Raw genomic sequence first — 25,290 nt, 5'->3', positions numbered from 1 at the left:
AGCAAGATATATGCCTGAACAGGATTTTTTTTGAACAATTGATAAAATTATAGCCAGTAGACATTAAAGCTATAATAAAATTCCTGCACCTCAAAGCGCACGTTATAGCCCAGTTCAGTCAATTCTGCCGAAAGACCACGGATCTCTTCTAAAGGCAAATGTTTTGGAAATACCGTTAATACAGCAGTATTGCCTTGTCGGGCATTGTCCTCAATTAATTGAGCCAAACGGGGCTTATACATTTCAATATTCAAGTTGGCTACATTCGATAAAACTTTGGCCTGATCAGCAGTCATAAAACTCATTGTTTTTACTCTTTTTTGATTTTATTCAATGAAATTAAATGATTTAAATCACATAAAATATTCGTGTTTTGTAAACCAAAAATAAAAATTGGTCATAAAAAAATCCCTCACCAGGAGAGATTTTTTAAGCGATTTAAATTTTATTCTGGTAAAGGAATATATTGCGATGATGTATTTTGCTGCTGTTTACGTTCACCCACCACAACCTCCAGATCCTGTTTTTTACCTTCACGTTCCACTTCAATCCTAATTTTACTACCTGGAGCTTGCAGAGCTACGTAGTTAATCAGATGTGAGGCTGAAGTAATCTGTTCGTCATTGACCATGATTATCTTATCACCGCGCTGAATACCTGCTTGGGCGGAAGGACCATTTGGCAATACTTCTGCCACAGTCACGCCCTGTTCGGATGGTTTCATTACATCATTTCGTTGTGGAGGCAACAAGCTAATACCTAACCAGCCACGCACTACACGGCCATCTTTCAAAATGGCATTCATGATCTGCTGACAGACTTTGGCTGGAATTGCAAAACCAATGCCTAATGAACCGCCAGACTGAGAGAAAATTGCCGTATTCACCCCAATCAGATTCCCTGAGACATCAATCAGGGCACCACCTGAGTTTCCTGGATTAATTGCTGCATCCGTCTGGATAAAGTCTTCATAGGTATTGATACCCAGATCAGAACGACCCGTCGCAGAAATAATCCCCTGCGTCACGGTTTGACCCACACCGAACGGATTACCAATCGCCAGAACGACATCACCAACTTCATTACCACTCAATTTAAATGGCAATACCGGTAATTTATCCAGCTCAATCTTGATCACTGCCAGGTCAGTATCCGGGTCAGTCCCAATCACTTCTGCTTCAGCACGGCGGCCATCATTTAAGGCGACAATGATCTGGTCAGCCTGTGCAATCACATGATTATTCGTCAGAATATAACCATCTGCACGCACAATTACGCCTGAACCCAGGCTATTTTCATTTGGCCCCTGAGAGAACTGTTCTGGTAACTGATCACCGAAAAACTCACGGAACACAGGATCATTCAGTAAAGGATTATCCTGTCTCTTCACTTTTTGTGTGGTAAAGATATTCACTACAGCCGGTGCAGCCACTTTCACCGCAGCGCTGTAAGAAACCACCCCACCAGCACGTGAAGTATCCAGTAATGGTTCAACTTTTTCAGCAGGCATTTTGACGCCATCTGGCGCAACAGGTGCTTTTGGCTTTTGCAACTGTTGCCAACCTAGAAAGACGATGATCACTAAGATCAGCAACACCCAAGGTAACCATGTAAAGGTCCGACGCACGTTATTATCCTCTGACAATATTTTTAATTTATTGATGACTAAGCAATTTGTGCTCTATTGTAAAGCTAAACACAAAACTAAACATAAAAAAAGCAAAAGAGATTTGTGCTGCTTTAGTTACAATTCAAAATATGTTTTGATGATGACAATTGAAAGGTTTAGAGAGAAATTTATGGCCAGATTGCAGGACATTATTCAATGGTGCGACCAAACGCTGATTGCACATGAATTCAAGGACTATGCCCCAAATGGTTTGCAAATTGAAGGTAAGTCTGAGGTCAATAAAATTCTGTGTGCTGTGACTGCTTCTCAAGGAGCCATTGAAGCCGCAATTGCTCAGGGTGCGGATCTCCTACTGGTACATCATGGCTATTTCTGGAAGGGTGAACCCTACCCAATTACTGGCATGCGCGGTAAACGGATTAAGACGCTAATTCAACATGATATCTCACTGGTTGGCTATCACCTGCCTTTAGACAGTCATCCGACTTTGGGAAATAATGCGGCAATTGCCGACCTGCTGGAACTGGAAAATCTGGAACAATTAGATCCAAATGAACGTCGTCCAATTGGCAATATTGGCTATTTAAAACAGGCCATGACACCAGAACAATTTAAGGCTTATGTTTCTGAAAAATTGGGCTTTGATGCGATTCATTTACCAGCAGACAAAACTGAAATTCGTAAAGTTGGTTTCTGTACTGGAGGTGCGCAGGATTATATTCAAAAAGCTGCAGCACAGAACTGTGATGCCTATATTTCTGGTGAAGTGTCTGAACGGACCTTCTATGAAGCTCAGGAACTGGATGTGCATTATTATGCCTGTGGTCACCATGCAACCGAGAAATATGGTGTTCAACGCCTTGCAAAAGCTATTTCCCAGCAGTTCAATATTGAGTATAGTTATTTCGAATTAAACAATCCGATTTAATTTCACCTGACGGTATTTGACAGCGGCTTTATACGTATAATTTCAGGCTTTATTCTGTATTCTTATTTATCTACAATGCGCATTTCTGCCTGTTTTTCTATTACAATAAAGCCACTTATTGTCAAAACCCAGCAAAATGCAAGGAATTGAAAACATGACAACCATTACTTTACCAGCATTACCTTACGGCTACGAAGATCTTGCTCCACACATCAGCAAAGAAACTTTAGAATACCATCACGACAAACACCACAATACTTACGTGGTTAACCTGAACAACCTGATCGCTGGTACTGAGCTTGAAGGCAAAACTTTAGAAGAAATCATCCTGGCTTCTGCTGGCGATTCATCTAAAGCAGGTATCTTCAATAACGCGGCTCAAGTTTGGAACCACACGTTCTACTGGAACTGTATGGCGAAAAATGGCGGTGGTGCTGCAACTGGCCCATTGGCTGCGAAAATTGATGAAGCTTTCGGCTCTTACGAAAAATTCGCTGAAGAATTTGCCAATGCTGCTGCAACTCAATTCGGTTCAGGTTGGGCTTGGTTAGTTGCTGACCAAGTTAACGGCAACCTTTCTATTCTTAAAACGTCTAATGCTGATACTCCAATGGCACACGGTAAAATTGCTGTGTTGACAATTGACGTTTGGGAACACGCTTACTACATCGACTACCGCAATGCTCGTCCTAAATATATCTCTACTTTCCTAGAAAGCCTGGTGAACTGGGACTACGCAAACGCGAAATATGCAGGCCAGCCTGCAGGTGTTGAGAAATAATTCTTTATTTCTTTACTAAAAAAATCACCCATTTTGGGTGATTTTTTTATTTTTAGGCTCTAAATGAATATTTATAAAGCAAACAATTCATTTCTTTACATTAATTGATTGACGACCTGCCGATTCCTCCCTAAAATGCCGATCAGATTCTCCAATAGCTCAGTCGGTAGAGCGACGGACTGTTAATCCGCAGGTCCCTGGTTCGAGCCCAGGTTGGAGAGCCAATCTATTCTCCCATAGCTCAGTCGGTAGAGCGACGGACTGTTAATCCGCAGGTCCCTGGTTCGAGCCCAGGTGGGAGAGCCAAGATTCCAGAAAGCCCTCTCATTGCGAAGTGGGCTTTTTTTATACCTATATTTTTAGATTGAAATCGTGTTGATCTGTATGCACTGTGCCATATTATTTCCGACATTTCAGATCATTTACAAGAATTAAGGCTTATTAAAATCTGACCACTGGCCTGTTTTAACTAAAGATAACAGTTTGAACTAAAAACCTTTTCGACTATTTTTAAAACACTTGATTCAATTTCTGCAGCTTTTTGCTAAAAGTGCCTTGACCCCTTTTCAAATCTCTCTATAATCGCTTTCAGATTCTCCAATAGCTCAGTCGGTAGAGCGACGGACTGTTAATCCGCAGGTCCCTGGTTCGAGCCCAGGTGGGAGAGCCAAGATTCTCGAAGAACCCACTCATTATGAAGTGGGTTTTTTATTTGCCCTAAGTTCTGCTGTGTTTCATTTGAGTCAGATTATTTTTTTTGTGATTGGCTGTCTGGCAAGTTTCGCTTTATTTTGCCTGCTCTTCCCGCACCTGTTTACCCGCCAGCAAAAATTTTATCCCAAACGTGTCATTACTGCCTTTGAAAGCAGGATGTTTACTCGTCTGAAAGATGCTTTTCCCCATCATCATATTTTGGCACAAGTTGCTTTCAGTGCCTTGATTACTCATGACCAGATGAATATGCGGAGTAAATTCAATCGCAAGGTGACTGACTTTGTAGTGATGGACCGGGAATATAATGTCGTTGCAATTGTAGAGCTCGATGATCCGAGTCATTTTGGCAAAGAAAAGGAAGATGCAGAACGCGATGCCATGCTGATTGCAGCAGGCTATACCGTTGTCCGATACACGGAAATACCGAGCATCAGACAACTACAACGGGATTTAAGATAATAAATTTATATAAAATACTTATTGCTGAATATTGGCCTCTGAGGCTGCCTGCACATCTGTTTCAGCATTTTCTTGCTGTTCCACTGCCTGCTTTTTCTCAGCTGCCTCTCGTGCTTCAATTCGGGCGATCATTTCAGTCTGCTGCTGTTTATACTTTTCCTGATTTTTGGCATCACTATTTACAGCCAGAAATGCCATCGTGACCAAAAAAATTGGAATACATAAAGCCAGGGTTCCAAAAATAACCAGTTTCTTGACACTGCGGGGTTTTGTCTGTTGCGACATAACAAACCTATACTCTTGACCTAAAATCTTGAGCCACTATAACAAACTCAGATGATTGCTCAAGACTTAGCAAGATAACAAATAAAAAAGGAGCCGAAGCTCCTTGCAACATTCTATTTCTATTGATTCATAAACTCGTCTACTTTGTCTACAATAGCAGAAATATTCTGCGTCATAATCGTTTGATGATTAGCATCTGGATCAAGAAATAAATCATCATTATCCATTTCTTCTGCAACCTCTAAAAGTTTCGGAAACAATAATGTTGTAGTTATATAAGCAGGCACAGTTGTATCTTGTTCACCCTGGAATACATATACAGGTTTAGGAATTGGATTTTGTCCTGGCAAGTTTTCCTCTAAATAAGTACTCACATCATCATCCAGGATAAAGTTGGGTTGCAAAGCCTGATAAGTAGCGTACGTTCCACCATTATCAATATAAGACTGAATATCATTCCTAAAACCTTCAGCAACTCGTGGTGAACATTCAACTTCCGCAATTTGTGCAAGAGGAACTTTAGTTTCCAGGAAAGCCTGACTGTATTGGAAAGCTGGTCTTTCTGCCTTAATTCCTGAACTTACAATTGCCGCATAACCATATAAGGTTCCAGCAATCTGTTTTGCCGCCTGGATAGCTTCCGGTGTACCGGGATCTGCAACAGTAGCAGCAACACCCAATCCATAATTTAAAGTTTCTGCCAGATAAGACGCTGGAGCAATTGCTACTGCACCCTTGTAATCAAAGTTAGTTAGCACACTACTAAATTCTGCAGCAGCAAGCGCTGCATGCCCACCTTGTGACCACCCTACCACGCTCCACTCATCAGCTAAAACATTGCCATAATATTTTTTAGCTTCGCTAATAGCAGAAAGAATAGAATTGGCTGCACTTTCAAGATTTAAATAAGGATGTGGTTCATTATTATTACCCAGACCCTCATAGTCTGGTGCAATGACCGCATAACCGCGCTCTACCAATTCCATGACCAGATCTTTTTCCTCTCCAGTTAATGGAAGACGTGAAGGAGCACATTTGTCTGCCGCTCCGGTCGTGCCATGCGCCCAAACCACAATCGGCCAACCACCTGCAGGTGGTGTACCTTTAGGTGTAAAGACCAAGGTTGTAGCACGAATATTTTTATCTTGAATGCTCTGCATGCTATAGCTGAAAATATCATGACGGTCGACCATTGCCTTTACTTCATCATCGACTGCATAGATTTGTACTGGATTAAATCCGATAAATTCATCATCACCGTCATTACATGCTGTTATTAACAGTGTCATTGAACATATGACTGCCAAAGAAGTTTTTTTGAAACCGTTTTTCATTATGCTATTCATATTCTAATCCCTTATTGTTGTTTATATTTTCATGAAGCAGATTTGAATTAATCATAAAAAAAAGCACCCTTATAGGATGCTTTTGTTATGAATTGACAGTATGCAGTTACAGAAGTGCAGCAAAGATTCCCAGGAAAATCATCAGGCCAACCCAACGGTTATGCCGAAAAGCCCAGAAACAGCGCTGCGGATCTTTGTCTCTGGTTTTTAACCACTGGTAAGCAAAATCGATTGCTACCGCAATTAAACCAATCAAGCCAAATGGAACGAGTAAGCCTTCGACCCATAAGGCTGTGCCAATCAGAACAAGACTAATGACCTGCAATACACTGATGATCTGAATATCGTATTGGCCAAATAAAATAGCTGTCGATTTCACCCCAATTTTAAGATCATATTCACGATCCGTAATCGCATATTGGGTGTCATAAGCTACAGTCCAGGCCAGATTACCAAAATATAAAAGCCAACAGGTTAAATCCGGAGTCTGCCCTACTGCGGTATAAGCCATGGGAATGGACCATGAAAATGCCGCACCCAAGAATACCTGCGGTAAATGCGTATAGCGTTTCATAAAAGGATAAATGAAAGCTAGAAATAAAGCCCCAAATGACCAATAGAACGTTTCAATCGGTAAGAAGAACAGTAAGCAGGCACTAGCAGCCACCAGCACCAGGAACACCATCACTGCTTCTTTACCACTAATGATTCCAGTTGCCAGTGGACGTGTTTTGGTTCGCTCCACATGTGCATCCACCTTTCGGTCGGCAAAGTCATTAATGGCACAACCTGCTGCACGCATAAGGATGACACCAAGAATCATCAGCATCAGAATACTCAGATCAGGTATTCCCTTTGCAGCCACCCAAAGTGCCCACATGGTGGGCCAAAAAACCAGTTCTGTGCCAATAGGCTTATCAAAACGACAAAGATAATAATAGGCGCTCAGACGTTCACGCCAGCTAATTGCTTGTGCAGTTGCCATATCAAGTTAAGCCTGTTGATTTTCTATATATTGCTGGAAAGCCGGTAAAAATGTTTCTTGTACGATAAATTTACAGCCATGCCAAGTATAACAGCTCTGGCGGGTCCACCCATCTTCAAGATAGATCACACGACGCTCACAATACGGATTGGTACGCTGGAATAACAGCCAGCCAATCGGCTTCGATCCAATATGCTGAAAAATCCGTGCCCGTTTTTGCAGGCTTAAAATCGGGAAAATACTTTTAGCCTTCACCCAAGGTTGTTCATCACAACCATATAAATAGCTTTCCCGCACCCAAGAGGTATGCTGATGTGGCATCCTCATCCAACTGGCATTTTCAAAGCTTAATCGCTGAAAATGTTCTTTTAACGGCCGCACCCTAAATTGCCCATCTGCCAAATCAGTTAGTTGCTGGGTCAATGATCCTGATGCATATAGCCATTCCCGAAATACAGCTGGTATCTGCTGTCTAGGCTGATTCTTAAATTTTAAACTCACAACATTCCCAACTTCATGATCAGGCATTATCTGTCTTGGCGATAACTTCATATTTGCCACTTGGCAGTTTTTTCAGAATTATTCCATCTGTGGTGATATAAAAGCTTTGCGGATAGTCATAATCCAAAGCCAATTCAGGATTTCGCAATGCAATGAATTCCACCTGCTTATAACCTTCAGGTGTACGTCCGACTTCTATATAGGTCACTTCAGAAAAATTCAGTTTAAAACCTTTACTGTGATCTTGCGGATCAATCCAGGGAAAAAAGCCAGTATGTTTTTTACGTGCTGCCATAATCATTTATCTTTAATCAATAACAGCATCATACAAAAAAACCCGCACTAAGGCGGGTCTTTTTTACAGTGAAATTCTTGGAAGAATTACAGGCTGTAGTACATATCAAATTCAACTGGGTGAGTAGTCGTGTTCAGACGACGAACTTCTTCAGTTTTAAGCTCGATATAGGCATCAAGCATTTCTTTAGTGAACACACCACCTTTAAGCAGGTAATCCTGGTCCGCTTGAAGCGCTTCAAGAGCCATTTCAAGACTGTGTGCCACTGTAGGGATTTTAGCCTCTTCTTCTGGAGGAAGATCGTACAAGTTCTTGTCTGCAGCTTCACCTGGATGGATCTTGTTCTGGATACCGTCAAGACCAGCCATCAACAATGCAGCGAAACCTAGGTACGGGTTCATCATTGGATCAGGGAAACGTGCTTCGATACGTTTGCCTTTAGGACTAGAAACATATGGAATACGGATAGAAGCAGAACGGTTACGCGCAGAGTAAGCCAACATAATTGGTGCTTCGAAGTGCGGTACCAGACGCTTGTATGAGTTTGTAGACGGGTTAGTGATCGCATTCAATGAACGCGCGTGTTTGATCACACCACCGATGAAGTAAAGTGCAGTTTCAGAAAGACCTGCATATTCATCACCAGCAAACAGGTTCTTGCCATCTTTAGAGATTGACATGTGAACGTGCATACCAGAACCGTTGTCGCCTACCATTGGTTTAGGCATGAAAGTCGCAGTTTTCGCGTATTGGTGCGCAACGTTCCAAACAGCATATTTAAACTGTTGTACTTCGTCTGCTTTACGAACCATTGTGTTGAAGCTTACACCGATTTCAAGCTGGCAAGATGCAACTTCGTGGTGATGTACTTCTACACGGCCTGGGCCCATGATCTCTTCGATTTTTGCACACATGTCTGCACGCATATCGTGGTGAGAATCTACAGGAGGAACTGGGAAGTAACCCCCTTTAACGCGTGGACGGTGACCAGAGTTACCTGATTCGTAGTCTTTACCAGTTGACCATGCAGCCTCTTCAGCGATCAATGTATGGCGAGCGCCAGACATGTCGATTTCCCATTTTACTTCGTCAAATACGAAGAATTCTGGTTCAGGACCGAAGAATGCAGTATCACCAATACCAGTAGATTTCAGGTATTCTTCTGCACGGCGAGCGATTGAACGTGGGTCACGGTCATAACCTTGACCAGTTGAAGGTTCAATGACATCACAAGTCACAACAACTGTAGGCTCAGCGAAGAACGGGTCGATAAAACCTGTTTCAGCATCTGGGCGTAAAATCATGTCTGACGCTTCAATACCTTTCCAGCCAGAGATTGAAGAACCATCGAACATTTTACCGTCTTCAAATGTATCTTCATCAATAGTGTCTGCTGGGTAAGTCACGTGTTGCTCTTTACCTTTAGTGTCTGTAAAACGGAAGTCTACCCATTTTGCGCCACTTTCTTGGATGAGTTGAAGGACCTTGTTCGCCATGCTCAATTTGCTCCGATGTTTTTTTGTTGCACTTACGAAGTGCGTGTTAGTAGTTGGTAGTTATTAAGCAATTACCGTACCAACTTTTAAAAGTATAGCTAAAATCTTGAAATCCTTATGAGAATACGTGGATTGAAAGAAATACTTTCGGCCTATTATACTGTCTGTATAATTAAATGCACTATATTCAAGCATTCTCTGTGATTTTTGTTTCGTTAGATTTCACACTGCACCTTAACAGTGCGGTAAAATCACTATAGATGTTATTTCTGGTAAATAATGATGAGCTTATGTAGCTTTTATAAACCTTAGGTGAGTTTTTAATCGATTTAAAAGGTATTTTTGTATTATACTGCGAATATTCAGTTTTTCTTAAAGACTAAGGTTAAGAAAATACTCACCAAATTGAGTCACTTTAGATAAATAAACGATAAGAATACTGTTCCGTTTTCTCCGCCTGCTAATCAACTGTTGTTTTTTAAAGCAACTCATAAAAAAATTAAAACATCAAAATTATGTATACATATTTTTTGACCTTAACTTACTTTTAGTTATTTACTATATTTTGGTTATATCCCCGTGTGTGTTGAGCCTTATCAACCCTGTTCATTTGGCTAAGCAGAAAAATTGGGCAAATTGTTGCGCCGTAGTTTCAGATTATTTGCTATGATGATTGTCGCTTTATTTTCACACAATGAAATCAACAGTTTAATCAGCTTTTCTAGCTAGCTAAAAAACTGCTAATAAAGCACGCTCTGAATTACTCAAGCACAATTTAAGTGCATTAATTTCAATAGGTTAAGCTCATGCTTTTAATGATCGACAACTATGACTCCTTTACTTACAACATCGTCCAGTACTTTGGCGAGCTGAATCAAGAAGTAAAAGTAGTCCGTAATGATGCCGTGACTTTAGAAGATATTGAGCGATGGCAACCTAAATATCTGGTCATTGGCCCTGGTCCATGTTCTCCAAGTGAAGCCGGTATTTCTATTCCTGCGATTCAGCACTTTTCTGGCAAGATTCCGCTATTAGGCGTATGTCTCGGCCATCAAAGTATTGGTCAGGCATTTGGCGGTGACATTGTGCGCGCTAAACGTGTCATGCACGGCCGTCTATCCGACATGTATCACAGTGACAAAGGGATTTTCAGCAACCTGCCTTCTCCATTTTCTGCGACGCGCTATCACTCACTGGTGATTGATCAGGCGACCTTGCCGGAATGTCTGGAAGTGACCTGCTGGACCAATGAAGCAGATGGCTCAATGGAAGAAATCATGGGCGTAAAACATAAGACATTACCTGTTGAAGGTGTGCAGTTCCATCCGGAGTCCATCCTAAGCCAGCATGGCCATCAAATCTTTAAAAACTTCCTAGAAATTTATGCGTAAATAATGATGAATATTCAACAAGCTTTAAACCATATTACAAAAAACATTCACCTGACTCAGCCACAAATGGAAGACGTGATGCGTTGCATCATGTCGGGTGAAGCCACCGATGCACAAATTGGCGCCCTGATGATGGGTCTACGCTTAAAAGGCGAAAGCATCGATGAAATTACTGCTGCAGCACGTGTAATGCGTGAATTGGCACTGAAAATTGATGTCAGCGATTTGCCATATTTGGTCGACATTGTCGGTACAGGTGGTGATGGTCAGAATTTATTTAACGTCTCTACTGCTTCAAGTTTTGTGATTGCGGCTGCAGGCGGAACTGTTGCTAAACATGGCGGTCGTGGTGTATCTGGTAAATCCGGTTCATCCGATGTCCTAGAGCAAGCAGGTATTCGCCTTGATCTGAGTCTTGAGCAAAGTGAACGTTGCATTCGTGAAATTGGTGTAGGGTTTTTATTCGCCCCAAATCACCACAAAGCCATGAAATATGCCGCTACGCCACGTAAAGAATTGGGTTTCCGTAGTATTTTTAACTTACTCGGCCCGCTTACGAATCCGGCTGGAGTAAAACGCTTTGTCATTGGTGTCTTCTCGCATGAATTGTGCCGCCCAATGGCTGAAGTGCTTAAGCAACTCGGTGCTGAACATGTCATGGTGGTGCATTCACAAGATGGTTTAGATGAAATCAGTTTAGCATCTAAAACTTATGTGGCTGAACTCAAGAATGGTGAAATCACTGAATGGGAAATCATTCCTGAACAGGTCGATATTGCCTCTCAAACCTTAACAGGTCTAACCATTGACAGTGCTGCCGACAGCTTAAAACTGATTAAAGACGCGTTAAGCAAAAAGAAATCTGAAATTGGTGAGAAAGCCGCAAATATGGTGGCGCTTAATGCTGGTGCAGGTATCTATGTAGCTGGTTTAACCACCAGCTATAAACAAGGTGTTGCTCTTGCCCATGACATTATTTATGGGGGGCAAGCTCTAGAAAAAATGGGCATTTTGGCAGAATTTGGCAATACGCTCAAAGAATACGACATCTAAGACAGCAGGAATTTTTAATCATGGTAGATATCGCAAATACAATTCTAGGTAAGATCGTAGACCGGAAAAAAGAAGAATTTGCTACACGTCTGAAGCAAAAAAGTTATAAGGATGTTGAAGAGCTGGCTCAAGCTGCCACACCTGTACGTGGCTTTGCTCAATCATTGCTGGCTAAGCACCCGGGGGTGATTGCTGAAATCAAGAAAGCGTCTCCATCCAAAGGCATTATCCGTGAAAACTTTAATCCAGCGGAAATTGCCGCACAGTATCAGGATGCAGGCGCTGCATGTTTGTCCGTCTTGACCGATGTGGATTTCTTCCAGGGTGCTGATGAGAATATTCAGATTGCACGTTCGCATTGTGATTTGCCAGCCCTACGTAAAGATTTCCTGATTGATCCTTATGGGGTGATTGAAGCGCGTGCTTTACATGCAGACTGTATCTTGCTGATCGTGGCTTGCCTGTCTGATCAGCAACTGGAAGAAATGTCGAAGACTGCTTTTGAGCATAATCTGGATATTTTAGTCGAAGTGCATGATGAAGCCGAACTTGAACGTGCGCTTAAACTTTCAGATCGCTGCCTGTTGGGTGTAAATAACCGTAACTTGAAGACCTTTGATGTTGATTTAAATACCTCACTGCGTTTAAAACAGTTACTCGATCCATCTCGCTTGTTGGTGACTGAAAGTGGTATAGCAACACCTGCAGATGTCGCGATGATGCAGGAACATGATATTCATGCCTTTCTGGTTGGTGAAAGCTTTATGAAACAGCCACGTCCGGATCATGCATTCCGCGACCTGTTTGGTGAACCAGAAACTGTATAAAAATTTTCAATTCAGGGCAAAATTCGTTTTGCCCTGATTCTTCCCACTCCCTGAATCAACTTTTAGACCTTCTAATTTATCTGTTTTTCTGTTCTGCCCCAGCTTGAAATCTCTCTCTAAAATTCAGCCTATCAGCCTGGATATAATCAAATACATTCTGCTTATATGAACAGTAAGACCTAAAAAATCAAATAATAAACGTGAGCTCTTATTGTATATTCACGTTTAAATTTCATTTAAATATTCACTTGAACAGAATACCTAAACAGTATGCGCGCAATGCAGTTCTCATTTTCTTGAATCAGGACTATAATTTATCAATATTTTCGCATCTTGCATGTTTTTTGATTATGAGCAAACACGATTCTTCGCTTTCCAAAGATCAGTTTAATTTGCTGAAGCAATTTAAAAAACAGATCAGCAATCCACAGCCACGCGTTGAAGTTGAAGCACCTGCGGTGAAAACACCTGAACAGGAACAAGCTGATGAGCTGGAATTGTTTCGTAAACAGATGCAGGGTGTACAAAAAATCGATAATAGCAATATCGCAAAAATCGAAAAAGCCGGCAAGAAAAAACCGGATGCACAGACACTAGCCAAACGTGCTGCTGCTGAAGGTCCGATGCAGACTGATGAAACTGCCCTTTCAGATACCCAAGCCATGCTGAATCCAGTCGGAAGTCAGGCTGCGCTGAGCTATCGCATTGCGACCCTCCAGCATAAAGTCTTTGAAGATCTGAAAGCCGGCAATCTGCGCTGGTATGAAGCAGTCGATCTGCACGGCTGTACCGTGGAAGAAGCACGTGTTGCAGTATTGCAAATTATCCAGATGGCGAAAGATGAAAACCAGAACGTGATTAAGATCGTGCATGGTAAAGGTCCGGAAGCCATTTTAAAGACCTACGTAAATGGCTGGCTGCGTCAGCACCGTGATGTTTTGGCCTTTGTCAGCGCACCTGAAAACCAGGGCGGTACTGGCGCTGTGCTGGTTCTGCTCAAGCGTGCGGAAAAGAATCCAAAGTTCAAACAGTAATCGGAATTAACTCCAAATTAAGGCAATGTAATAGTTTTCTGCTACAATGCCGTCCTTGTTCTATCTCAGTGTAAGTGAATACGTCATATGACTATGCAGCAATCCTACGCAAACATTCTTACTGCCGTTGGTGAAGATTTAAATCGCCCTGGTCTCAAAGATACGCCTGTGCGTGCTGCGAAAGCGTTTTCGTATTTAACTTCCGGCTATAGCCAGACTCTGGAAGAAGTGACCAATAATGCGGTATTCCCGTCTGATAACCATGAGATGGTTCTGGTCAAAAATATCGAATTCTATTCGCTGTGTGAACACCATTTATTGCCATTTTATGGTCGTGTGCACATTGCTTATTTGCCAGAAGGCCATGTTTTAGGCCTGTCTAAATTTGCCCGTATTACTGAAATGTTTGCACGTCGCTTACAGATTCAGGAAAATCTGACCCAGCAAATTGCAGAAGCAGTGGCTGAAGTGACTGGCGCACGTGGTGTGGCTGTGGTGATTGATTCTGCGCATATGTGCATGATGATGCGTGGTGTGGGCAAGCAGGAATCAACGACACGTACTGTTTCTTTTGTGGGTGATTTTAAAACCAATAAAGAAGAACGTCGTGAATTCCTGAGCGCAGTACCTGAAGCTTATTAATCGTTTTGATTTCAAAAGCCTCGACACTTGTTGAGGCTTTTTTATATGTGCTTTAATTTGTTCAATTTCAGATAACTTTAGCTTGAGGATTCACTATGTCATCGATTTGGTTAGCAGGTCACGGTTTAACCCAGAGTGAAACCACAATTGATTATCCCCGTCCTGATCGCCTGGTCACTGGCAATCCTAAACGTTCTACACAAAGCTTGTATGATCATCCCAATATGAATTGCGGTATCTGGGAATGTGAAATAGGTGCATGGAATATTGTGTTCGCTGAGAATAAACAGGAATTCTTTACGGTCATTGAAGGTACAGTTCGCCTGCATGATGCCAACAAAAAAAGTTATGTAGAAATCAAAGCAGGTGATGCAGGTATTATTCCGCCAGGCTTTGTCGGTACTTTTGAAGTGGTACAGGCAGTCAAAAAGTACTTTGTCGTAGTTGAAGCCTAAAACCTGCTTTTGCAGGTTTTTCTTTTTTAAAGCTATAAATAAATTCTACTTCTACAATTCATTACAGCATCACTACCCGCTTTAGCACTCTTCCATCCTACATTATTCCTGATCATCTGTGCATTTATGCAGATTGATCTGCTTGTGTATATGCACTTAATAAAAAATACATACATTTTAAGAAAGCTCATGGACTTCAAAAATACAGACAGGCATTCATGGTTATAGGGGAAATATAGATACATAAGGAGAAAATATGACGATTAAAAAAGTTTCAAAAAATGTTCCCCGTAAAACCTCACGGGCAGTTTCGACCAGTTTTGATTACTCGCTGGATTTTGAAAAAATTGATTTTAGAAAACGGCCTGAATTGTACCGGATTGGACGTGGTGAACAGGGCGTGCTTTCAGTTGAACCGTATAAATCGGAAATTTTGCCACATTGGCGTTTTGCCGATGAAGAGAAGGCTCAAGCAAGCAGCACTAAGATTTATGCCATGTTTATAGATTATCTGGAAAAAGAAGATTTTATTGGTGCGGATATGGCACGTAAATTCTTGCAGATGGGCTATACCCGTGCCCGCCGCTATGCCAATCATAAAGGCGGTAAAAAATATGACGGTCCGGTGCCAGATGACAAAAAAGGATTGAGCGGCGCCCACGGCAGAGACGAATTACCTCGTCAGCGAGAAGATCCCGTGAAAGCTGCCGCAGCACGTATCTTTAAACAAAAATGGGATGAAGCCAAACTGCATCCCGAGTACATTAAGCAAAAACAGAAATTTAAAGACTGGATTGAATCGCTGCAATCCCATCAATAATTTAGGTCAGTGATGGCGTATTCAATACTCGTGTATCCGGGTCATTTTTTGCCAGATACACTCGATTACGACCAGTATTTTTTGCTGCATATAAAGCTGTATCGGCAGTATCCAGGAACTTCTGGTAATCTGGATGACCGTCATAAATCACACAGCCAATACTCACGGTAAACTTGAACTGAATACCCTGTGCAGTCGTGATTATGCCTTCTTCAATAAATTTACGGATATTTTTTGCAATATTCATGGCACGGCGTTGATCGGTATCGACCAGCAATAGCAAGAATTCTTCACCACCCACACGGAAAGCATAGTCACTGCCCTGACTGTATTTCTGTAATCCATCCGCAATAAATTTCAGGGCCAGATCACCCGCCGCATGACCAAATTTGTCGTTAATGGTTTTAAAAAAATCGGCATCCAGCGCCAATAAGGCAAGCGGTGTCTGGTTCTGACGTGAATAAGTAATTTCGCGGGAAATAATGGTATTTAGATAGCGACGATTGAGTAATTGAGTCAGGGAATCATTACCCGATTCAATATATTCTGCCACCTGAAATAGCTGATCAATCAGATGCTGAATCTCACGATTCAGCTCACGAATCTGCTGAATCAGGTTCAGTTTTTTTGTTTTGTCCTGACATTCTAAAATGATCTGATTTAGCGTATCGACCTGATGAATGCGTTCAATAATTAGCTGAACTTGATCTGAGCCGGTAAATGCATACGAGGCTTTATGAATAAACCATAGGCCAAATTCAGATTTGGACAGTAGCGGATGACGTAAGGTTTCCTGACCTGAGAACACTTTGTACATCAGCTCATTTTCCCAGTCGAGTAAGCAACTACGCTGCTTATCTTTTTGTACTGCAACATCCTGCATGGCAGAGAACAGACGATAACTATGCTTTATTTCCTGATTTTTGGCAGTTTTTGCCTCATAGGAACGGCACATGATTTCAGTGGCAAAGCTCATAACCTGTACCAGATAGCTACAGGTCGTCAGCGTCAGCAACTGTTCATCTTCTTCTAACAGCTCAAATATCTTGCGTTCAATTTCACGTACACCACGCATAATCAGCCAGGATGGAATACCTACCCGGGCATGGACATGACCTACGGTATGCTGTTTCTGTACTGCCTGTAAATAGTGCTTATTAATACCCACACTAAAACTTTCTAACAGCCATTGATGCAAGGTGTTGCGCAGGCGCTGCTGAATCAGATCGTCAGAAAAGAACTCTGCCGACTCTTTTTCCACCAGCATATTTTTATAAAACTCTTCCACCAGTATCAGGGCATTATCCTGTATAAACTGGAAGGCATGGACTAAATCATCTGATGAATAATTTTGGCATATATGCTGCCACTGTCCCGCTAGCATATCCATACATTCATTGTCCATACTCAAACACCCCAATAAATCAGGTGAACAATATATCAAATTTATAAGCTATCGTTATCCCATGCATCCATAATTTTGATAAAACGACATCTAAATCGGCCACAAGATCCTTATATCTTTGTAACTTCTATTTTTTATTTAAATCAGCAACTTTTAGAGATTTTACTCGAAAATTCACTTAAAAATAACGAATATAGTGTAAATGCAATGCCTGCCAGTCCAGACTCCCCTGCTGCTGGTATTGCCATCCAATCCGAATGGCATTTTGCATATTTAGGCTATATTGCAGTTCTGTATTCAGGTTGAGCATCCATTGCTGACTGTCATGCCAATAAGGGAGCTCTATCTGTACCAGACTGTTAATTCGGTCCGTCCAGATATTCTGACAGCCTGCGGTTGGTCCCAGGCCTGCACGCCAGCCATCATCAAGTGCTTTACCAGCCTGCACATGCGTTTGTAATTGCACATAACATAGATGTTCACGTTCGGCATTAGCCCAGCTATAGCCACCCTGTACCTGAAAATTGGCTACACCATGCTGCTGCTCAGTACTGAACCCTCCTTCCCGGTCAAGCGCTTCCTGTTTCCAGCCCAGATTAAAGCCCCAAGACAACGGAACCTTAAATGCATGAATCGGGTTATAAGAATTAACTGTTAACAGGTCCAGATGTTCCAGTTTTATACGATCATCACGGTATTGCAGCGCACCATCGAGAAATAATAATTGAGTGCCTGTGCGTAATCCGCCTTGTGGATCCATCAGATCATGATAAGCCTGACGGAAACCTAACTGAATCGCAGTTTGATCCTGTACCTGTCCAGCCTTAAATACGAAATTACGTGCATGATGGCTTTGTGTCGGATCTACTTTTGGAGTTTCTGGCTGCTGACGCTGTTTCTCTATGGCCAGCTGACTCCTTAATCCCAATAACTTGCGAAAGCGGGGTTGGGCAAATGCTTCATCTACTTCCTGACGCAGAAAATCCAGATATAAATGATCATAAGCCATTTCCAGTATCTTGGCCTGATCTTCAGCAGGATAATTCTGCAAGATCTCAGACATCTTAGCAGTTTCTGCATAAGCGACCTGATGTGCAGTTTTTGCCAGAACTTTACCATGCTGGCGAGATTGAGCCAGCAACTGGGTTTCGAGGGCTGGTCGGTAGATTTTTTCCCGAATCAGCCCCTGCTGCTCTACAACTTTTAGGGTTTCTACCGGAATAGTGGTCGTACCGAACTGTTTTTGCAGATTCAGTCCAGGTCGGACTAAGTCGAGCAGACCTAAGAGACGATATGAACAATTATCATTAATAAAATAATAAGGGAAATTGACCTGTTGCATTTCCCACAGATGCTGTACCAGAAAAGTGGTTTCTTCGGGCGTCAGATTAAGTTCATATTCCCATAAATCCCGGCTTTCAAAATCGCCATATTCTTTGACCTTACGGTAATAAGGCATCAGTGAATATTCACCCGGATATTGTCCGGTTAGGCCTTTCCAGGCAAAGGACCAGTTATCATTACTGTCTACGGTCGCTGCATAATTGACTGCATAAGAAATCAGCTTCAGTTCCTGCTGGTCTTTAGGGTCCAGACGCAGCAAAGTATGCCCAAACATTGAGCTCGGATTCCCCATAAAATCTGTCGCATAAATCAGGGTAGCTTTATAAGGCTTCACCTCCCCAATCCAGCGTTCAAGATCAGGGCAACTTAGCTCAGGCAATTGCTGCTCAGAGATATTTAACTGCTGCATGAGCCAGTGACTACGTGCGGGAAACTTGCAGCGCACGGACTGGTTGGGGGCAGCTGCTAAAAATAATGCCTGTATATTCTGCTGCATTTCCTGTTGCAGGTTACTTCCTCCCTGCTCTGCCAGAAAATAACCAGAGTAGCTGACCTCACTCTGACCTTTGCTATTGGCATACATTAAACGCTGCCAGGTTTCCGCCTTAAATAGCTGCTTCTGTACCGCCTGATCAAGATAAGGCTGAATATCTGGGGAAATGGTCGTAGCAAAACTTACGGGACTCGATAGCAAAGCTATGAGTAAAAAGGCATATTTCATTCAGTCAATGTATTCTTGGGTTTTTATAGTCATAAGAAAACCCTGCCAGTAGCAGGGTTTTTTAAGGATCCGTTAGATGTAAGATTTTAACACTTCATCTTTAGCCATCACGTTTTGTAATGAGCTCAAAACCTGTAAAGTATTTTGATTTTCTTCTGAATAGATTTCAGAGAAATTCTGCTTGGATAAAGTAAAGAAGCGTGCTTTATCTTCAGATTTAATATTCAGCAATTCTGCAAGTACATTCAGGCTTTCACCTTCACCAACAGCCATATCGCGTGCCAATGCTTCCGCATTTTCATTGGTAAACGTCACAACTTGTGCAGTGACTGTTCCTCCCTGACTACAACCCAAGGTACCGAAAGTAATCCCTAGCCATTGGTTAGTAAACAGAACGTTTGTAGTACCAGCAAGCAGTTTAGGAATAATGCCTGACTGACCTGCCCACACCTGACTACCGACACCACAACCAACATCATTGTCAGCCATCGCCAGGCTCGAACCAGTCGTTAATACTGCTGCGAGCATAATTTTTTTCAACATACTTATTCTCCGGTTATTCTCTGCATCTTTGTTATTGATATAATTATGTAATTTATATTACACATTAAGCAGATTAGCTGGAAGCTGATCGATACGCAATGTCAAAAACGTCCATGTTAACCAAAGAAAACATTAATTTTATGAAGAAGCTTTCAACTGCCAATTTCCTCTAGAATCACGCACCCCTAAAATCTTCATAACCAGAACCAGACTGAGCAATAATAACAAGTACCAGGAACCTAATTTTGCCCAGCCGACCATATGCCATTTTTCTACCTGACTTGGATAGAGCCAGATCTGGTAAAAGGTACTGATATTCTCTGCAATCCAGATAATAAAAGCCAGTAAAGCCAGGACCGGTAACATCGGCAACTGAAAGGAATGCCGGTTCAGCTGAAAGCGGATTTGAGTTTTCCAGAAGATCAGCGCGCTCCAGATAAAAAGAAGAATACGATAGTCTGGAATAAAGAACTTGCTCATGAAGTTAATATAGGACAACACGGCCAGTGCCATCATATTGGCAAAACCAGGCAAGTGATTAAAAGAGACCTGAAACAGACGTAATGAACGCGCAAAAAAACTGCCTACAGCTGAATACATAAAGCCTGCAAACAACGGGACGGTTAAGATCTTGAAAATGGCGGGTTGTGGATAATGCCAGGAAGCAATCGCTGGATGAGTCAGAAAAATTTCCATCACCATCGCTAGAATATGAAATAGCGCAATGACTCTGGCTTCTGCCCAGGATTCTAATTTGGCATACAATAGAATGACCTGAATCACCAGAGCATAAAATAGAAGATAGTCATAACGGTAGAAGCCGTAAAACAGTTCACTCCCCATTGAAGCACTAAAAGCAAAAGCCAGCAGGAGTAAGATCCCAAATAAGGCAGCCGATGCTGCCTTATAAGAAAATTCAACCCCTGATTTGAGTAGGTCGATCAAGGTTTACATCCTAAAGATATTTAGCGCTGTACTCATGCACGGTATCAATAAACGCTTTAGGATGGGCTGGATCTACCCATTGTGTAATGCCATGTCCAAGATTTGCCACATAACCGGTCTTTTCACCATTGGCATAGGCATCATCCAACATCAGCCGGGTAGCTTTAGCAATTGCGTCTGGAGAACCATATAAGGTTGCAGGATCAAGGTTGCCTTGTAATGCTGCACGACCAGCAACAGTCTGACGGGCAACATTCAACGGCGTAGTCCAGTCCAGTCCAAAAGCATCTGCACCTGTTGCTACCATTGGCTCAAGCCACTGGCCACCACCTTTGGTGAAAAGGATCACAGGGATCTTGCGGCCTTCTTTTTCACGCTGCAAACCTGCGACAATTTTCTGCATATAATTAAGTGAAAATTCGATATATTCACGATGCGCTAGTGCACCACCCCAACTATCAAAAATCTGCACCGCCTGAGCACCTGCATCAATCTGGGCATTCAGGTAATCCGTTACTGCATCTGCCAGACGTGTAAGTAATGCATGCAGCACTTCAGGCTGTGCATACATCATTTGTTTGGTAAAGCGGAAATCCTTGCTGGAACCACCTTCAACCATATAAGTCGCCAGTGTCCATGGACTGCCCGAGAAGCCAATTAAGGGAACTTGTCCACCTAATGCTGAACGGATCGTAGTAACCGCATTCATGACATAGTCTAGATCTGCTTTGGCATTAAATGCTGGCAGATTCGCTACATCCTGCTCGGTACGTACGGTTTTATGAAACTTAGGACCTTCACCGGCTTCAAAATACAGACCCAGACCTAATGCATCCGGCACAGTCAAAATGTCCGAAAATAGAATGGCTGCATCAAGTTCATAACGGCGCAGCGGCTGCAAGGTCACTTCACAGGCAAATTCGGTATTCTTGCAAAGAGACAGGAAATCCCCTGCCTTAGCGCGTGTTTCACGGTATTCTGGTAAATAACGGCCTGCCTGGCGCATCATCCATACGGGTGTGGTATCTACAGGTTCACGCAACAATGCACGCAGAAAACGATCATTTTTTAAGGTCGTCATTCACATTACCATCAATCTTTGACATTCAAGACATCATAGCAAAAAGCCTCCATTTTTAATAACTTCACATTACTTTAAAAATCGATCATCATAAGTGAAGAATTAAGGGTGTCACAAAACAACTACTGCATCTCCATAGTTTTTCTGTAATACTTATTACGTTATTTAAATAGTTTATGAATAATTAGGTTGAATTACATGTTCGTTCGCACAATGCTCGCAATGAGTTTAAGTTGCATTATTGCAGGTACTGCCTTCGCTGCTTCTGCTACTGAACAGCCATTAAATCCCAAAAAAGTAGCGAGCGATGTTACGGTTCAAGACCCGATCGATCCGCTTGCTACAGAAGCATCAGCAGCCAAATCTACAGATACTCCTATTTCAGCTCAGGAACAAAGCGATCTTACTCAGGCTTCTGAGACCCTGGATGGACTGCAGGCAGCTGAAGATCAAAATGCGGATATCGGTGCTGCCCCAACAGCAGCCGCTAAAAGCACTTCTGCTCATGCCAATAAAGCCTCTTGGACGCTAGATGGTCTGAATAATGCTGAATGGTATGAAGACATCGGTAAAGGTCAGTTCCCTGTATACGCACGTGCACATGTCATGTTGAACAATGCTCATGCTTCGCCAGGTGCAATTGATGGAACCAGTGGTAAAAATACCCTGAAAGCACTGGCTTCTTTCCAGCAAATGAATGGTATCAAGCCGACCGGTACATTGACCAAAGAAACCTGGGATAAGCTGATAGAGTTGCAAGCATCTAAGCCTGCATTTGTCGAATACACCATTTCAGCAGAAGATCTGAAAGTACCTTTGGCAAAATCAATTCCATCTGATTATGCGCTACAGGCTAAAATGCCTGGTCTGTACTACACCAGCATGTCGGAAATGCTTGCTGAAAAATTCCACATGGATGAAGCATTCTTGAAACAGCTCAATTCGGGAGCAAATTTCAGCAAAGCAGGCCAAAAACTTTTGGTTGCCAATGTCCGTAACAACCTGCCAGAAGACATTCATTTGATTGTAGCGCACAAAGGTGCCAAACAGCTGTATCTGTTTAACAGCAAAAATAAAATGATTGCCTCTTTCCCGGCAAGTATTGGTAATACCAGTACGCCTTCTCCAACAGGTACTTATAAAGTAACAGGTGTGGCGCGTAACCCGTATTATAGCTATTCACCTTCTAACTTTGTTCAAGGTAATAATACCAAACCGCTTTCCTTACCACCTGGCCCGAATGGTCCAGTCGGTAATATCTGGATTGGTCTGAGCAAGAAATCATTTGGTATTCATGGTACGCCAAATCCATCGATGATTTCCAAGTCTTATTCACACGGTTGTATCCGTTTGACCAACTGGGATGCCAATGATCTTGGCCGTAAAGTGAAGTCAGGTGTAACTGTCCGCTTCCTGGAATAATCAGTTCTATATAAAAAATGCCCGCTTTCGAGTGGGCTTTTTTATGCTTCAATAAAATTCAGATCGTTGCAAAACTGCAATGATCTGTCGCATGGATAGGCTTTTTATAAAATAAATACAACGCTAAGATAGGATCATGTTAAAAAAATAGATGAGATGAAAAATGGATGCTTTCCTGCATAAAAGCGAAAACCGTGGTCATGTCAAAATGGGCTGGCTAGAATCCAAACACAGCTTTTCATTTGGTAACTGGTATAACCCTAAATATATGGGTATCAGCGCACTGCGTGTGATTAATGATGACTTGATCGATGGTCACCAAGGCTTTGGTCAACATCCGCATGACAATATGGAAATCCTGACCTGTGTACTTAAAGGTACGATTACCCATCAGGACAGCATGGGCAATCACGGAGGGATTTCTGCGGGTGAGTGGCAACTGATGAGTGCCGGTACAGGTGTTCGCCATAGTGAAATGAACCAGGGTGATGAACAGGTCCATTTGCTACAAATCTGGATCATTCCAAACGAACATGATGCACAACCGAACTATCAGCAAATTAAGCTGGATCCACGTGAACAACCTAACCAGTGGCATCTCATTTGTGGACCAACTGACAACGCACCGATGCATATTCGTCAGAATGCTGAAGTGAAAACCGCAGTGATCAAAAAAGATCAGGCTTTAGCAATCAAAGCCACTCAGCATATTAACTATGTGCATGTGATTTCAGGTGCAGTACAGATTGCCGAATACACCTTAAATGCAGGTGATGCAATCGCTTTCCTGGATGAAGTAGATATGAGAGCTCTGGATGATGCTCAAGTAATCTGGTTTGATTTGCCGGAAGTCAAAGACTAAGATTTTTATCAATTTTAGTTCTAAAAGGCTATTCATCTCATCTGCAAGGTGGATAGCCTTTATTTTTTATATCGTGAACTTATTTCTCTCTATGCAAGCTTGCAGATAAAAATAAATAATACCAATCCACAGCACTTCTTTACCTAAGAGTTTCCCATTTTCAGCGATGATTAAGCTTATTCATTTTAAACAACCGTCTATTTATAACGTACGAAGAAACTTAACCAATTCTTATGGCTATCCTTCGAGTCATTTTTTATTATGAGCACAACAGAATGATTACTTGATATTTTCTAAGAATCAGAAGAGAAAATCCTTATGAACCAGATCTTAGATATAAAAACCAGCCAACAGCAGGCCTTACTTTATTTATTGAATTTCTTAAAACAGCAAGACTATCAATTTACTGCAATTACCCCACTTTCTCATCAACGGATTCTGGATCGTAAACAAAATGATTTAAATAAAGAAATTACGCTCAAGGATATATTTGGCTGGAATCTTGGATTTAAAAAAACAGATCTTGATCCTGCGCTTTTTTCCATACTTGAAGAACATCAGCTTCTTAAATTTCAGGAAAACTTATATTTAAGTCAGGTACGGGTAGCTTCTCTCAACAATGCGTTATTTATTCACTCTGCCTTTCCGACCATAGAACAAGATGCAGTATTTTTTGGCCCAGATACTTATCGTTTTGCCTATCACTTGAAGCAACATTTAGCGAGCCGATCTGATCCATTGAAACGCGCAGTTGAACTATGTTGTGGTACTTCGGCAGCTGCCGTCAGTATCGCAAAATATTTTCCAGATTATGATGAGCTGATTGTCGCGGATCTTAATCCGAAAGCCCTGTTATATAGTCAAATGAATATCGACTTTGCTGGTTTAAAAAAAATCCATCCGGTACAGAGTGATTTATTTGCAAATCTGCAAGGTCAGTTTGACCTGTTTTTTGCCAATCCCCCCTATTTAATCGACCCGTATCAACGTCAATACCGGCATGGCGGTGATGAGCTAGATGGCAATGCTCTCTCTTTTCGCATCATTAAAGAAGGTATCCAGCATCTTTATCCACGGGGATGTATATTCTTATATACAGGCGTTACCGTCACTCAGGATGGCAATCGTTTTTTAGCGCATTTAGAAAACTTAATGAAGCAGTATAAAAATATCAGCTGGTCTTATGAAGAGATTGATCCGGACATCTTTGGAGAAGAATTAGAACAACCGGCTTATCAGCATGTGGACAGGATTGCTTTGGCATTAGTGAAAATTGAAGTCAAACAATAATATTGTCGTCATTAAAAGTTCTTTATTTAATGGGT

At 41.9% G+C, this 25,290-nt stretch carries 26 protein-coding genes and 3 tRNA genes; 16 read left to right on the top strand and 13 right to left on the bottom strand.

Annotated features, from left to right (window positions below; translation table 11 throughout):
* Window positions 1-47: 47 nt before the first annotated feature.
* Together F899_RS05940 and F899_RS05935 are read right to left on the bottom strand one after the other, a co-directional pair.
* Window positions 48-305 carry a hypothetical protein gene (locus F899_RS05940; RefSeq protein WP_004810565.1) on the bottom strand — a complete coding sequence of 86 codons (258 nt, stop codon included), beginning with the start codon at window positions 303-305 and terminating at the stop codon, window positions 48-50.
* Between the two features lie 140 nt (window positions 306-445).
* Window positions 446-1,627 carry a trypsin-like peptidase domain-containing protein gene (locus tag F899_RS05935; protein ID WP_004810569.1) on the bottom strand — a complete coding sequence of 394 codons (1,182 nt, stop codon included), beginning with the start codon at window positions 1,625-1,627 and terminating at the stop codon, window positions 446-448.
* A gap of 172 nt (window positions 1,628-1,799) precedes the next feature.
* Here F899_RS05935 and F899_RS05930 point away from each other — a divergent pair, with 172 nt between their 5' ends.
* From F899_RS05930 to F899_RS05905, 6 genes are all read left to right on the top strand, one after another.
* Window positions 1,800-2,558, top strand: coding sequence for a Nif3-like dinuclear metal center hexameric protein (locus tag F899_RS05930; protein ID WP_005221439.1), 759 nt, complete (start codon window positions 1,800-1,802; stop codon window positions 2,556-2,558).
* A 154-nt stretch (window positions 2,559-2,712) separates the two neighbouring features.
* Window positions 2,713-3,339: a superoxide dismutase gene (locus tag F899_RS05925; RefSeq protein ID WP_005221437.1), complete on the top strand. Its 627-nt coding sequence runs from the start codon at window positions 2,713-2,715 to the stop codon at window positions 3,337-3,339.
* Window positions 3,340-3,487: 148 nt separating this feature from the next.
* Window positions 3,488-3,563 (top strand) — tRNA-Asn (locus tag F899_RS05920).
* Between the two features lie 6 nt (window positions 3,564-3,569).
* A tRNA-Asn gene (locus tag F899_RS05915) sits at window positions 3,570-3,645 on the top strand.
* A gap of 288 nt (window positions 3,646-3,933) precedes the next feature.
* Window positions 3,934-4,009: transfer RNA gene (locus F899_RS05910), tRNA-Asn, on the top strand.
* Between the two features lie 59 nt (window positions 4,010-4,068).
* Window positions 4,069-4,512, top strand: coding sequence for a DUF2726 domain-containing protein (locus tag F899_RS05905; protein WP_026056769.1), 444 nt, complete (start codon window positions 4,069-4,071; stop codon window positions 4,510-4,512).
* Window positions 4,513-4,530: 18 nt separating this feature from the next.
* Here F899_RS05905 and F899_RS05900 read toward each other — a convergent pair whose 3' ends face one another.
* From F899_RS05900 to glnA, 6 genes are all read right to left on the bottom strand, one after another.
* Entirely contained in the window at window positions 4,531-4,797 is a 267-nt protein-coding gene (locus F899_RS05900) for a hypothetical protein (RefSeq protein ID WP_005221434.1), read from the bottom strand.
* A 119-nt stretch (window positions 4,798-4,916) separates the two neighbouring features.
* Window positions 4,917-6,086 (bottom strand): alpha/beta hydrolase, encoded by a 1,170-nt coding sequence (locus F899_RS05895; protein WP_228127789.1) that lies wholly within the window; start codon window positions 6,084-6,086, stop codon window positions 4,917-4,919.
* Between the two features lie 163 nt (window positions 6,087-6,249).
* A complete protein-coding gene (gene ubiA, locus F899_RS05890; protein WP_004893927.1) occupies window positions 6,250-7,128 on the bottom strand; it encodes a 4-hydroxybenzoate octaprenyltransferase in 879 nt (292 codons plus the stop codon).
* A 6-nt stretch (window positions 7,129-7,134) separates the two neighbouring features.
* Window positions 7,135-7,656, bottom strand: coding sequence for a chorismate--pyruvate lyase family protein (locus F899_RS05885; protein ID WP_017401580.1), 522 nt, complete (start codon window positions 7,654-7,656; stop codon window positions 7,135-7,137).
* Window positions 7,649-7,924 (bottom strand): hypothetical protein, encoded by a 276-nt coding sequence (locus F899_RS05880; protein WP_004893922.1) that lies wholly within the window; start codon window positions 7,922-7,924, stop codon window positions 7,649-7,651. Before F899_RS05880 ends, F899_RS05885 begins: the two co-directional genes overlap by 8 nt.
* Before the next feature lie 86 nt (window positions 7,925-8,010).
* Entirely contained in the window at window positions 8,011-9,420 is a 1,410-nt protein-coding gene (gene glnA / locus F899_RS05875; protein WP_004810587.1) for a type I glutamate--ammonia ligase, read from the bottom strand.
* A gap of 806 nt (window positions 9,421-10,226) precedes the next feature.
* Here glnA and F899_RS05870 point away from each other — a divergent pair.
* From F899_RS05870 to F899_RS05840, 7 genes are all read left to right on the top strand, one after another.
* Complete coding sequence (locus F899_RS05870) at window positions 10,227-10,811, top strand: anthranilate synthase component II (RefSeq protein WP_004893775.1); 585 nt, start codon at window positions 10,227-10,229, stop codon at window positions 10,809-10,811.
* 6 nt (window positions 10,812-10,817) lie between these two features.
* On the top strand, window positions 10,818-11,864 hold the full coding sequence (trpD, locus tag F899_RS05865; protein WP_034434201.1) for an anthranilate phosphoribosyltransferase: 1,047 nt from the start codon (window positions 10,818-10,820) through the stop codon (window positions 11,862-11,864).
* Window positions 11,865-11,884: 20 nt separating this feature from the next.
* Window positions 11,885-12,691, top strand: a complete 807-nt coding sequence (gene trpC, locus F899_RS05860; protein ID WP_005221426.1) for an indole-3-glycerol phosphate synthase TrpC — start codon at window positions 11,885-11,887, stop codon at window positions 12,689-12,691.
* A 350-nt stretch (window positions 12,692-13,041) separates the two neighbouring features.
* Complete coding sequence (locus tag F899_RS05855) at window positions 13,042-13,725, top strand: Smr/MutS family protein (protein ID WP_005221425.1); 684 nt, start codon at window positions 13,042-13,044, stop codon at window positions 13,723-13,725.
* A gap of 93 nt (window positions 13,726-13,818) precedes the next feature.
* Window positions 13,819-14,367, top strand: coding sequence for a GTP cyclohydrolase I FolE (gene folE / locus F899_RS05850; RefSeq protein WP_171063874.1), 549 nt, complete (start codon window positions 13,819-13,821; stop codon window positions 14,365-14,367).
* A gap of 95 nt (window positions 14,368-14,462) precedes the next feature.
* Window positions 14,463-14,822: a cupin domain-containing protein gene (locus F899_RS05845; RefSeq protein ID WP_005221423.1), complete on the top strand. Its 360-nt coding sequence runs from the start codon at window positions 14,463-14,465 to the stop codon at window positions 14,820-14,822.
* Between the two features lie 256 nt (window positions 14,823-15,078).
* Window positions 15,079-15,642 carry a DUF4385 domain-containing protein gene (locus F899_RS05840; RefSeq protein ID WP_005221421.1) on the top strand — a complete coding sequence of 188 codons (564 nt, stop codon included), beginning with the start codon at window positions 15,079-15,081 and terminating at the stop codon, window positions 15,640-15,642.
* Window position 15,643: 1 nt separating this feature from the next.
* Here F899_RS05840 and F899_RS05835 read toward each other — a convergent pair whose 3' ends face one another.
* The 5 genes from F899_RS05835 to hemE form a co-directional block, all read right to left on the bottom strand.
* The gene (locus F899_RS05835; protein ID WP_034433947.1) at window positions 15,644-17,047 is read right to left on the bottom strand and encodes a diguanylate cyclase; all 1,404 of its coding nucleotides are present in this window, start codon (window positions 17,045-17,047) and stop codon (window positions 15,644-15,646) included.
* A gap of 178 nt (window positions 17,048-17,225) precedes the next feature.
* Window positions 17,226-19,112 carry an Lnb N-terminal periplasmic domain-containing protein gene (locus F899_RS05830; protein ID WP_005221418.1) on the bottom strand — a complete coding sequence of 629 codons (1,887 nt, stop codon included), beginning with the start codon at window positions 19,110-19,112 and terminating at the stop codon, window positions 17,226-17,228.
* A gap of 72 nt (window positions 19,113-19,184) precedes the next feature.
* Window positions 19,185-19,655, bottom strand: a complete 471-nt coding sequence (locus tag F899_RS05825) for a DUF3015 family protein (protein WP_005221416.1) — start codon at window positions 19,653-19,655, stop codon at window positions 19,185-19,187.
* 138 nt (window positions 19,656-19,793) lie between these two features.
* On the bottom strand, window positions 19,794-20,600 hold the full coding sequence (locus tag F899_RS05820; protein ID WP_005221414.1) for a DUF817 family protein: 807 nt from the start codon (window positions 20,598-20,600) through the stop codon (window positions 19,794-19,796).
* Window positions 20,601-20,610: 10 nt separating this feature from the next.
* Complete coding sequence (gene hemE / locus F899_RS05815; protein WP_005221411.1) at window positions 20,611-21,681, bottom strand: uroporphyrinogen decarboxylase; 1,071 nt, start codon at window positions 21,679-21,681, stop codon at window positions 20,611-20,613.
* A gap of 198 nt (window positions 21,682-21,879) precedes the next feature.
* On the opposite strand from hemE, the gene F899_RS05810 reads away from it, so the two are divergent.
* The 3 genes from F899_RS05810 to F899_RS05800 all read left to right on the top strand — a co-directional run bounded on the left by F899_RS05810 (window position 21,880) and on the right by F899_RS05800 (window position 25,255).
* Window positions 21,880-23,103, top strand: coding sequence for a L,D-transpeptidase family protein (locus tag F899_RS05810; protein ID WP_005221409.1), 1,224 nt, complete (start codon window positions 21,880-21,882; stop codon window positions 23,101-23,103).
* Window positions 23,104-23,266: 163 nt separating this feature from the next.
* Window positions 23,267-23,965, top strand: a complete 699-nt coding sequence (locus tag F899_RS05805) for a pirin family protein (protein WP_004893742.1) — start codon at window positions 23,267-23,269, stop codon at window positions 23,963-23,965.
* 318 nt (window positions 23,966-24,283) lie between these two features.
* Window positions 24,284-25,255 (top strand): methyltransferase, encoded by a 972-nt coding sequence (locus F899_RS05800; RefSeq protein WP_005221407.1) that lies wholly within the window; start codon window positions 24,284-24,286, stop codon window positions 25,253-25,255.
* Window positions 25,256-25,290 lie beyond the last annotated feature (35 nt).

Source organism: Acinetobacter sp. CIP 101934 (genome assembly GCF_000369585.1).
In the GTDB taxonomy this organism is placed as follows: domain Bacteria; phylum Pseudomonadota; class Gammaproteobacteria; order Pseudomonadales; family Moraxellaceae; genus Acinetobacter; species Acinetobacter schindleri.
Note: the sequence above shows the minus strand (reverse complement) of the source record. Positions and strands in the feature narration are given on the sequence as shown.

Bases quoted from the DNA above. Each gene is read 5' to 3' on its own strand.
- glnA (WP_004810587.1), bottom strand. From the start codon at position 9,420: ATGGCGAACAAGGTCCTTCAACTCATCCAAGAAAGTGGCGCAAAATGG.
- F899_RS05845 (WP_005221423.1), top strand. From the start codon at position 14,463: ATGTCATCGATTTGGTTAGCAGGTCACGGTTTAACCCAGAGTGAAACC.
- F899_RS05835 (WP_034433947.1), bottom strand. From the start codon at position 17,047: ATGGACAATGAATGTATGGATATGCTAGCGGGACAGTGGCAGCATATA.
- F899_RS05830 (WP_005221418.1), bottom strand. From the start codon at position 19,112: ATGAAATATGCCTTTTTACTCATAGCTTTGCTATCGAGTCCCGTAAGT.
- F899_RS05900 (WP_005221434.1), bottom strand. From the start codon at position 4,797: ATGTCGCAACAGACAAAACCCCGCAGTGTCAAGAAACTGGTTATTTTT.
- F899_RS05870 (WP_004893775.1), top strand. From the start codon at position 10,227: ATGCTTTTAATGATCGACAACTATGACTCCTTTACTTACAACATCGTC.
- F899_RS05930 (WP_005221439.1), top strand. From the start codon at position 1,800: ATGGCCAGATTGCAGGACATTATTCAATGGTGCGACCAAACGCTGATT.
- F899_RS05800 (WP_005221407.1), top strand. From the start codon at position 24,284: ATGAACCAGATCTTAGATATAAAAACCAGCCAACAGCAGGCCTTACTT.
- ubiA (WP_004893927.1), bottom strand. From the start codon at position 7,128: ATGGCAACTGCACAAGCAATTAGCTGGCGTGAACGTCTGAGCGCCTAT.
- hemE (WP_005221411.1), bottom strand. From the start codon at position 21,681: ATGACGACCTTAAAAAATGATCGTTTTCTGCGTGCATTGTTGCGTGAA.
- trpD (WP_034434201.1), top strand. From the start codon at position 10,818: ATGAATATTCAACAAGCTTTAAACCATATTACAAAAAACATTCACCTG.
- trpC (WP_005221426.1), top strand. From the start codon at position 11,885: ATGGTAGATATCGCAAATACAATTCTAGGTAAGATCGTAGACCGGAAA.
- F899_RS05895 (WP_228127789.1), bottom strand. From the start codon at position 6,086: ATGACACTGTTAATAACAGCATGTAATGACGGTGATGATGAATTTATC.
- F899_RS05925 (WP_005221437.1), top strand. From the start codon at position 2,713: ATGACAACCATTACTTTACCAGCATTACCTTACGGCTACGAAGATCTT.
- F899_RS05880 (WP_004893922.1), bottom strand. From the start codon at position 7,924: ATGGCAGCACGTAAAAAACATACTGGCTTTTTTCCCTGGATTGATCCG.
- F899_RS05810 (WP_005221409.1), top strand. From the start codon at position 21,880: ATGTTCGTTCGCACAATGCTCGCAATGAGTTTAAGTTGCATTATTGCA.
- F899_RS05885 (WP_017401580.1), bottom strand. From the start codon at position 7,656: ATGCCTGATCATGAAGTTGGGAATGTTGTGAGTTTAAAATTTAAGAAT.
- F899_RS05940 (WP_004810565.1), bottom strand. From the start codon at position 305: ATGAGTTTTATGACTGCTGATCAGGCCAAAGTTTTATCGAATGTAGCC.
- F899_RS05840 (WP_005221421.1), top strand. From the start codon at position 15,079: ATGACGATTAAAAAAGTTTCAAAAAATGTTCCCCGTAAAACCTCACGG.
- folE (WP_171063874.1), top strand. From the start codon at position 13,819: ATGCAGCAATCCTACGCAAACATTCTTACTGCCGTTGGTGAAGATTTA.
- F899_RS05855 (WP_005221425.1), top strand. From the start codon at position 13,042: ATGAGCAAACACGATTCTTCGCTTTCCAAAGATCAGTTTAATTTGCTG.
- F899_RS05805 (WP_004893742.1), top strand. From the start codon at position 23,267: ATGGATGCTTTCCTGCATAAAAGCGAAAACCGTGGTCATGTCAAAATG.
- F899_RS05825 (WP_005221416.1), bottom strand. From the start codon at position 19,655: ATGTTGAAAAAAATTATGCTCGCAGCAGTATTAACGACTGGTTCGAGC.